Origin of the sequence: Streptomyces sp. NPDC086549 (assembly GCF_044746205.1) — a bacterium.
In the GTDB taxonomy this organism is placed as follows: domain Bacteria; phylum Actinomycetota; class Actinomycetes; order Streptomycetales; family Streptomycetaceae; genus Streptomyces.
On record NZ_JBIVBS010000053.1, the window covers coordinates 1 to 8,949 of the forward strand.

The 8,949-nt window shown below is 68.0% G+C and carries 6 protein-coding genes and 2 pseudogenes; 3 read left to right on the plus strand and 5 right to left on the minus strand.

Annotation, left to right across the window (positions count from 1 at the left end; translation table 11 throughout):
* Positions 1-363: 363 nt before the first annotated feature.
* On the plus strand, positions 364-2,037 hold the full coding sequence (locus tag ACIPSA_RS51090; protein ID WP_402649116.1) for a DUF262 domain-containing protein: 1,674 nt from the start codon (positions 364-366) through the stop codon (positions 2,035-2,037).
* A 268-nt stretch (positions 2,038-2,305) separates the two neighbouring features.
* Here the strand turns inward: ACIPSA_RS51090 and ACIPSA_RS51095 are convergent, their stop codons facing one another.
* From ACIPSA_RS51095 to ACIPSA_RS51110, 4 genes and pseudogenes are all read right to left on the minus strand, one after another.
* Positions 2,306-2,821 (minus strand): hypothetical protein, encoded by a 516-nt coding sequence (locus ACIPSA_RS51095; protein ID WP_402649118.1) that lies wholly within the window; start codon positions 2,819-2,821, stop codon positions 2,306-2,308.
* Between the two features lie 680 nt (positions 2,822-3,501).
* Positions 3,502-4,014 (minus strand): hypothetical protein, encoded by a 513-nt coding sequence (locus ACIPSA_RS51100; RefSeq protein ID WP_402649121.1) that lies wholly within the window; start codon positions 4,012-4,014, stop codon positions 3,502-3,504.
* A gap of 20 nt (positions 4,015-4,034) precedes the next feature.
* Positions 4,035-4,871: pseudogene (locus tag ACIPSA_RS51105) on the minus strand (IS110 family transposase); the annotation flags it as partial.
* Between the two features lie 290 nt (positions 4,872-5,161).
* Positions 5,162-5,422: a hypothetical protein gene (locus tag ACIPSA_RS51110; protein WP_402649124.1), complete on the minus strand. Its 261-nt coding sequence runs from the start codon at positions 5,420-5,422 to the stop codon at positions 5,162-5,164.
* A gap of 663 nt (positions 5,423-6,085) precedes the next feature.
* Between ACIPSA_RS51110 and ACIPSA_RS51115 the strand changes: the two genes are divergently transcribed.
* Positions 6,086-6,268 (plus strand): DUF6233 domain-containing protein, encoded by a 183-nt coding sequence (locus ACIPSA_RS51115; protein WP_402649129.1) that lies wholly within the window; start codon positions 6,086-6,088, stop codon positions 6,266-6,268.
* A 55-nt stretch (positions 6,269-6,323) separates the two neighbouring features.
* Here the strand turns inward: ACIPSA_RS51115 and ACIPSA_RS51120 are convergent, their stop codons facing one another.
* Positions 6,324-6,851: a hypothetical protein gene (locus ACIPSA_RS51120; RefSeq protein ID WP_402649126.1), complete on the minus strand. Its 528-nt coding sequence runs from the start codon at positions 6,849-6,851 to the stop codon at positions 6,324-6,326.
* Positions 6,852-7,089: 238 nt separating this feature from the next.
* Between ACIPSA_RS51120 and tgmC the strand changes: the two are divergent.
* Positions 7,090-8,288: pseudogene (tgmC, locus tag ACIPSA_RS51125) on the plus strand (ATP-grasp peptide maturase system methyltransferase).
* The last annotated feature ends 661 nt before the right edge of the window (positions 8,289-8,949 follow it).

Genomic DNA, 8,949 nt, shown 5'->3' on the forward strand with positions numbered 1-8,949 from the left:
CGACGAAACGACAGGTCACCACTCCCGCGGAATCACCGACCCCATGCCCGACCAGCGAAATCGCCGTCCTCAAGATCGGAAAGACAACAGCCACTGAGGAGGGTGCCCAGGGCCCTCGGTCATCTGCGCGGCCACGCTGCCTGGGCCGCCGGGCACAGGAGCGGCCTGAGCTGATCTGCTAGCCCAAGGAACGCAGGCCAATCTCGGACCGGCCGACGTAGCCGCACTCGTGCGACAGCGACGCTACCCGGCCCTGGCCCCGCGGCGTCCGTGACGTCACTGTGCCCAGACCAGGACCCCGCGCATCCATCACCTCGAGGGATCCCTGGGACATAGCAGCAACAGCCCGTACATCATTGGAACATGCAGCAACTCGAGGCGCAGGAAGTGTCCCTGCACAAGGTTTTCAGCAGTGACTACGACTTCAGGATTCCGGACTACCAGCGGCCGTACGCCTGGGACGTCGAGCAGGCCGTCCAGCTGCTCACCGACTTGGAGGAGTCGCTCGAAAGGGGAACGGACGAGCCGTACTTCCTCGGCTCCATCGTGCTCGTCAAGGCCAAGGGCAACGCGCCCGCCGAGGTCATCGACGGCCAGCAACGCCTCACCACTCTGACCATCCTGCTCGCCCTCCTTCGCGACCTGACGGAGGACCCCGACCTGCGTAGCGATCTCGACAGACTGGTCACGGAGCCCGGCAACAAGGTCCGCCGACTCGCTCCCAAGCCCAGGCTTACCCTTCGATACCGCGACGCCGGCTTCTTCCAGCAGTACGTCCAGACAAAGAGAGCCACCGAAGCACTGCGGACCCTGGAGGAGGAGAAGCTGCCGACGGACGCGCAGAAGGCCGTCCTGCGCAATGCGAAGGCGCTCCACGCGATACTCGACGGCTGGTCGGAGGAGCGGCGGCTGGACCTCGTGCAGATGCTTGGCGAGCGCACCTTCCTGGTTGTCGTCAGCACCCCCGATCTGGACAGCGCGCACCGCATCTTCAGCGTGATGAACTCCCGGGGCATGGACCTCTCGCCCACGGACATCTTCAAGTCGCACATCATCGGTGCTCTGGACGAGAAGGCCTCGGAGGAGTGCGCCCGCAAGTGGGAAGACGCGGAGGAGGCCCTGGGGCGAGACGACTTTGCCGACCTCTTCCTTCACCTGCGCATGGTGTTCGCCATGAAGCGGGCAGAGCGGGAACTGCTCAAGGAGTTTCCTGAGCAGGTGCTCAACCACTACCTGCCCGGCAAGGCCGAGTCGTTCGTCAATGACGTCGTCGTGCCGTACGCGGACGCCTACGTGCAGATCCGCGACGCCGGCTACGCGGCGGCCTCTGGAGCGGAGCAGGTCAATGCCTGGTTCAAACGCCTCCAGCAGATCGACAACAACGACTGGCGGCCCGCGGCCCTGTGGGCGCTGCGTAACCACGGTGACGACTCGGCCTGGCTCGACAGATTCTTCGGCGCACTGGAACGGCTGGCGGCCAGCATGTTCATTCGGCGCGTCTACACCACTCCCCGCGTCACGCGATACGCGGACCTCCTGCGCGAACTCAACGCCGGCGACGGCCTGGATGCGACGTCCTTCGCCCTGACGGACACGGAGAAGGCCGAGACTCTTGCACGTCTGGACGGTGACATCTACCTCGTCACCAAGACCCGCAAGTACGTCCTGCTGCGTCTGGACGAGATGCTGGCCGGAAAGCCCGGAGTCTCGTACGACCACACCCTGATCACCGTCGAGCACGTGCTACCGCAGAATCCGAAGCAGCAGTCGCAGTGGCTGCGGCACTTCACCGACGCGCAGCGCGGGGAGTGGACGCACCGACTGGGCAACCTCGTCCTGCTCAACCGGACGAAGAACGCCTACGCCCAGAACTACGACTTCACAGAGAAGAAGGCCAAGTACTTCACCGGCAGGCACGGCGTCTCCACGTTCGCCCTGACCAGCCAGGTGTTGCAGCATCAGGAGTGGGCGCCGGAACTGCTGCAGAAGCGGCAGCGGCGGCTCGTGGGGCTGCTGGCCGACGAGTGGGATCTGTAAGGAGTCAGGGACAGCAGCCCGCAGGGCTTTTGCGCCTGCGGGCTGTCGCTCACCCGGGAAGCCCGGCTCAAGAGTTGTGGCCACTGGTGCGGCGCAGATCCGCACGCGTCGCGAGCAGCGACATTCCGCCGTGCCTGCGCCGTCCCGGTTGCTTCCGCCTGGGATCGCTACCTGTACGCCGGCCCTCTCGCACACCTCCGCGCCTTACGAAGTCCCCCGTATGCATCATGTGGTTGCCCGGCTTGCCGAACCCAGTAGCCGGACGGGCTCAGCGGGAGATGCCGCCGTGGTGCGAGCAGGTTCCTCGTCCGCTGGAGCCGGACACCCAGCCGTCGGTGCACAGTGTGCCGCCAAGAGGCTGTGGAGCAGGGGAGGTGGGTGGCGGTTGGACAGTGCGAGCTTCCCAGCAGTTGGCTTTCGCTCCGATCCAATACACCTGGGGTGCCGAGTCAGGGCACATGCCATACGAGGTGCCGGGTGCAACGAGCCCTTCACGAACGAAGATCTCGACGATGTCGTCCAGTTTGTCCTGCGATCCGCCCGCTTCGTTCTCGGTCACGAACTCCCGCTCCACTTTGCGGAGCCTTGCGGTCAGTTCTTTGCCGTCGGTTGGCCGCGCGACGTAGACGCTCTTCGTTGCACTGTTGTCGGCAGCCACCTTGCCGAGATGGGCGGTCTCAACGGCTACGACCTTGCTGTCAGAGCCGACGAACTCCACCGTGACGTCGTACCAAGCATCACGCGTCTTGTCCCGGTTGGTGGCCGTGATCTCCACCGTGGTCATGCCAGTTGTCGTATCCGCACATTCCAGACCGCCGAGTTCTACGTCGTCCACTGGCCCTGCTTGACGGGGCGGCGAGGTATTGACGGAACGCGCCAGGGACGGGCATGCCTCAGCGTCGGAGGTCGGGGCGGTAGGTCGAGCAGCGCAACCGCTGACCAAGGTGAGGGCCACTCCGAAGACAGCTGTCAGCCAGACCCTGAACTTCATGCTTCCCCCAGGACATCCCCCGCCGTCGACGAACGACCAGCCCGAAGATAACCGGTGGAAGGGGCGCATGTCAGGCATCTGGCCAATGGGGTTCACCAGCCGTCGATCAGCCGCTCGGCCAGGTATGGGGAGAACGTCCCAGTCGGGGGTTGTAGGGCCCACGCCGCGCATTCCATCCGAGTCCCCCGGCACCTTGAGCCACCGCAGGTGCCCCGCACCTACGACGCCGATCAATGACGGGACACCGAAGCGGCGGCTGGTTGGGGAGCAGTAGTCGACGCGCCTTCATCGCGCGCTTGCTCTGCGTCCGGGTGACCTTGGGCCTGGACATGGCGGCCGACGGGGTGCCCGGTCCCGAGGCTGCGGTGGCCCTCGTGCGATGCGGTGAGCGGTCCCGTGTCGACGGTGTGCGGTGAGGACCGACCACCTCAGGTCTGGCATGGCACAGTGCGCGCTTCGTCATCCCGGGCGCGTCACCTCGGCCGGGTGGGCGCCGCCGCATTCGGTACGCGCCAGGTGAAGACCCACACCCCCTGGGACTGAGTGGCTCCGAGGACCCGCCCCGCCTCCCGGAGCCATGGGTTCGCCTTCTGGAACGGTGCGAAGTTGTCGTTGGAGATGATGACCCCGCCGACCTCCTCGGCGATGCTGATCACCAGTGCGTCGCCCCGGCCCTCGGTCCCGGCCGGGGGCTGCACGACCTTTCCGTCGGCGATGGCAGCTTCCACCTGGGGGCGTTCCTCGGCGGACACGTCGTGGCGCAGCGTGGCGTCGACCACCACGTGGATGTCGCGGTCGCGATGCTTGAACCGCAGTGACCGGACAGCCGCCTCAAGTGCCGCGAAGCAGGCGGCCCGAGCCGGGCGGTACGGACCGTACGACGGTGCTGTTCGTCGACGGGGAGGGCGAGCAGCGGGACGGCGCCACGGGCACGCCGTCCGCCACGGATACGACCACAGCGGGCGCCGGCACCCGTGGCGGCTCACGCCCCCGCCGATCCGGCTCGCATCGACCTCAGGACCTTCGAAAGAGGGTGAGCCTCCAGGAGTTCTTCAATCCGCCCGGCCAGGAGTTTCCGCTGGTCAAGGACGGCGGTCAGTGAGCCGGCCAGGCTCGGGACGATCAGCGCGGCCGCCTCGGTCCCCGGAACGGTCACGGTCTGCTCGTCCAGAGCGGTGAAGATCTCCTCGACCAGCCGCTCGGCCATCCGCGGGGCCTTCGGCCGTAACAGCGTGACCAGGCGGCGCCGGCCGGCCTTGCGGATCTGGGCCGGAGACCCGAACCGCTCCAGCAGCGTCAGGACAGCCGGGTGCTGCAGCCGCGGGCCCAACACCCGCTCCAGAGACGGATGGATCTGCGTGAGCAGGCCATGAAGCCGGTTCGCGACCCTGGTGGCCTCGCCGGCCAGATCGTCGTCGAACCCGACGATCATCTCCAGCTCTGCGATCGTCTCGTCCTCGCCGTCGATCGCCCGCAGCGTGTGAGGCATCGCGCGGGCAGCGTCCGCGATGATGAACGCGTCTTTCGCGTCCGTCTTGGCCTCGCCCGGGTAGAGGTCGGCGATCCGCCGCATCGTCAGACCCGGCAGATAGGCCACGGGGCAGCCCATGTCCCGGGCCACGGCCAGCGGCAGGGCACCGATCGAGGCCGGCTGGTCGACCACGACCAGTACCGTCCCGTGCTTGGCCTGCAGCTTGGCGAAGAGCTCGCGGAGCTTGGGTTCGGTGTTGGGTAACCGTTTGTCGAAGGCCTTCTTGCCGGCCGGGGTGACGGCGGTGGCGTGGTGTTCGCCCTTGCCGACGTCCAGGCCGAGGAAGACGTCGATGTCGCCGGTGTCGATCACGTGCAGGCCCCTCCGCTCACGCTTTCGTCCGGCCTTGCCTCGGCACCGAGCTGCCACATCCACGTTACGGAGAGCTCTTCCGGCTCGGGTGAAGCCGGTGCTCAAGCCCCTCATCAGCGGTCCGTCGATGCCTCCGGGCCCGGTGACACCACCCCCCGGATCATCAACCGCAACAAGGGGGGGAAGTCATGCCGGACCCGAAGGCCGGAGGCCCCATTGCGGAGCCACGAAAAAGGTAACGGGGGGGAGGTAGGTGCCCGGCCGCCGGGGGTCGGGCGACCGTAGCAGCGTCAGTTGTCGTGGCGCTCGCGCTGCGGATGCTTCGCCAGGCTCGTGCGCTTGTCTCGCAGTTCGACCGGCGTGGGGGCGGGGGCCTTCTTCCGGGGGAGGCGGATGCAGTCGAGGGCGATGGTGGCGGCGAAGATCGTGGCTGCGGTGCGGAAGCCGTACGGGTGGAGGAGCAGCCAGAACTGCACGGTGGCGAGGAGGATGATGGCGGGGGTGGGGGGCCGCCACACGATCCCCAGGGGCCGCCAGGCCTGTGGTTCCATAGATACGTCCTTTCGGATCACTTCCAGGTTTTTCGATGCAGGACGTCTGCGGGGGCCGCCTGGCCGGGCGGCCCCCGCTCCTGCGTAGGGGTGCGTTCCCGCATGCTCTGTCGGCAGAGCGCGGGATTCCCTTGGTGCCGTATGACGGTATGCGACGAGTTCAGGCCTTGACGCCGTCAGCGTTTTCCGTCGGCCATCTTCGCGGGGCGAGATCAACGCCGGAGGCCGATCCGCGTGGATCGACCCCGATAAACCCACAGGTCAGAGGACTCTAGAACCTACCCTATAGAGTCTGACGGATCACCAAAAGCGCAGGTTGAAAAGGCCTCTGGGGACCTGGTCCACATTTGGCCGAAAGTGCGCGTTCAGGTGCCGCGCCGCCGGTTCTTAAGCGCGCGCAGGCCCCAGGTTTGCCGAACGTTCACCTCTGCGACACCTTCTGGCGTGCGGGCCGGGTAGGGGCGGCCGACATGCGCCGGATATATATCCGAACTCGTGACCGATTCTCCGTCTCGTCTCGACCTGCTGCTGTTCGCGCGGCGCGTGCTGGTGCAGCAGCACGCGGCGGCGCTGGCGCAGGTAGACGGCTGGATCGCCGAGGAGCGGCGCAGGTAGGAGGCCCAGCGTCATGCCATCGAACGGGAGCAGCAGCGCCCGAAGTGGCTGGTCCAGTACGGCCTGAACCGCCGGAACCTCGACTCGGTGCATGTGGGTGACTGCTGGGCGGCGAAGAAGTCCGGCCGGTGCCGGCCGGTGTCGCGGGAGCAGGCGGTGGAGGCGCTGCAGAACCATGTCTCGCCGTGTGTCCACTGCCGTCCGGACACTGTCCTCGGGTTCCCGGGCTAGGTCGCCGCGCGGCCTGGCGTTCGGGGTCGCAGGCTGGCGGTGTGGAGTTCCCCGTTCAGGTCGCGCTCGCGCAGCTTGTGCCGACGGGGCCGCGCTGGTGGTTCGAGGTCAAGCTCGATGGGCACCGGACGGTTCTGTGGCGGACGGCGGACAGCGTGCGCCTCCAGGCGCGGTCAGGGCGGGATGTCACCGCGCCGTGGATGGACCTGGCGGTCGAGGGTTCAAGCCCGCCCAGCTCCAGCTCGCCGCCCAACTCGGCCTGACCATCCCACCGACACTGGTCACCAACGACGTCGAGCACGCCCGGAAATTCGCCGCCGAGCACGGCCCGGTCATCTACAAAACCTTCCGCGGCCTGCCCCGCAACGAGGACGGGCACACCGGAGCGGTCTGGGCCCAGCGCGTCGATCCCGCCACCTTCGACGACACGCTCGCGGTGACCGCCCACCTGTTCCAGGCAGAGATCCCCAAGACCGGCGATGTGCGGGTCACGGTGGTCGGCCGCCGCGTGTTCGCCCAGCAGATCGCCTCCCCGGACGGCGCACTCGACTGGCGCCGCGGCGACTGGAACGCCCTCATCCACACCCCCATCACCGTCCCGGCACCCATCGAGGCCGCCCTCCACAGCTACCTGAGCGCCTTCGGCCTGGTCTTCGGCTGCTTCGACTTCGCCCTCACCGGCGACGGCAACCGGCCGGAGGACTGGGTGTTCATCGAGTGCAACCCCAACGGCCAGTGGGGCTGGCTGCCCGACGCCGGCCACATCACGACGGCGTTCGCCGACATCCTGACCACCAGAACGGAAGGAGGCGCGCGACGCGATGACGATGCCCGCCGACCTGGACGCCGACTCCGCGCGACTACGCGAAGCGATGACCAAGACCCTCACCGACGAGGGCGCCCTGACCGATCCCGCCTGGCGGGCAGCCGTCGCCACCGTGCCCCGGCACCAGTTCGTGCCCGGCTTCTATCTGGCCTCCGAACGACCCGACGGGCAGGGGCTGACGGTGTGGGAGCCGGTCACCGCCGAACTCGACTAAGGCCGGTGGCTGGCAGCCGCGTACTCCGACACCACGCTCATCACACAGTTCGACGGCGACGAACCCGACTGGAAAGCACCCACCGCCCGGCACGGCGGCGCCCCGACCTCCTCCTCCACTCTCCCCTCCCTGGTCCTGCGGATGTGGGCCGACGCCGACGTGCACGAGGGCCACACCGTGCTGGAGATCGGAACCGGCACCGGGTACTCGACCGCGCTGGCCTGCGAACGACTCGGCTCCGCCGACGTCACGTCGATCGAAGTCGACCCCCACCGGCTCCAGCAAGCGGCAAGCGCGCTGTACGCGTGCGGATACACGCCGACGCTGGCAGTGGCCGACGGGCTGTACGGCTACTGGCCCGAAGCAGCGTTCGACCGGATCGTGGCCGCCTGCTCCTTCCGCGCCGTCCCTCCGGCCCTGATCACGCAAGTACGGCCGGGCGGCAAGATCCTGCTCACCCTCTCCGGCTGGCTCTACGGCTACGCCCGCATCCTGCTCACCGTCGCCGACGACGGCACCGCCCAGGGCCCACTTCTGCCGGGCACCGTCTCATTCATGTCCGCACGCACCCACGCAGCGCCGGCGTTCGGCAACCCCGCGCACTGGGCCGCAGACCTGCCCACGACCGGCCGGACGGCCCGCCACAGCCCCGAACGGATCACAGCCGCGACCGAGGAGGCATTCCACCTGCGGTTCCTCGCCCAGTGCGCGGCACCCAACATGCAGATGGTCACTGTCGGCGAGGTAGTGCACCTGGCCGACGTGATGACCGGCTCCGCCGCCACCCTCACTCCGGCCGACGACCGCTGGGAGGTCCGCGAGGGGGCCCGGTACGGCTGTGGGAGCAGATCGAGCATGTGTTGAGCGCCTACGGCACGGCCGGGGCTCCAGTACCTGAGACGTTCACCCTGCACGTCCACGAAGGCGGCCAGCACCTCCGGCACCCGCACATGCCCAGCCTGCCGCTGCCAAAGCCCTGACCACGCCAGCAGAACCCGCACCCCTCAGGAGTCCGGGCAGGGAGCGTCACGTCACCACCGCCCGGGCTCCGGCCATGCCCAACCCGTCCGTAGGGCCTGGTTGGCTCCGGTGAAGCAGCCCGATGCTCGGATACAGCAACCCCGACAGCTTCATCAGCGCGCTCGGGCATGGGCTCCTGCCCGACCTCGAGCAGCCCGACGGATACGAGTACCGGGGCGGCAGCGGCAGCCGCCCGTCACCAGCGCTGGAAACGCTCCCGCCTCGAGGACCTGGCAGCCCGCCGCTCCTCACCCTCCTGACTGCGGCGCACCGAACCGCGTCGCAGGCGGAATACCGGAAGACCGCGGCCTCTGGTTTTTAGGGATCGACGAACTCCCGGCGGGCCAGACGCCGCACGATGGCCGGTATGGAGAGGCCAGCCACCTCTCCCCCGCGAAGCCGCACGGCTTCGCGGAACCGGACATCACCACTCTCGATCAGTTCGGATCGCGAACAAGCCTTTGAATGCCGCAGGTTCGGCGAGAATCGGAGCCCGCGCCCCGCACGTCTCCTCTTCCCACGGACTTAGGCCGTGTTTTAGAACGTGCCGGTCTGCCGCGCGGGCCGTCCGGGGAAGTCTCGGCCAGCCAGCCAGATGATGAGGTTATTGGCGATTCCGCC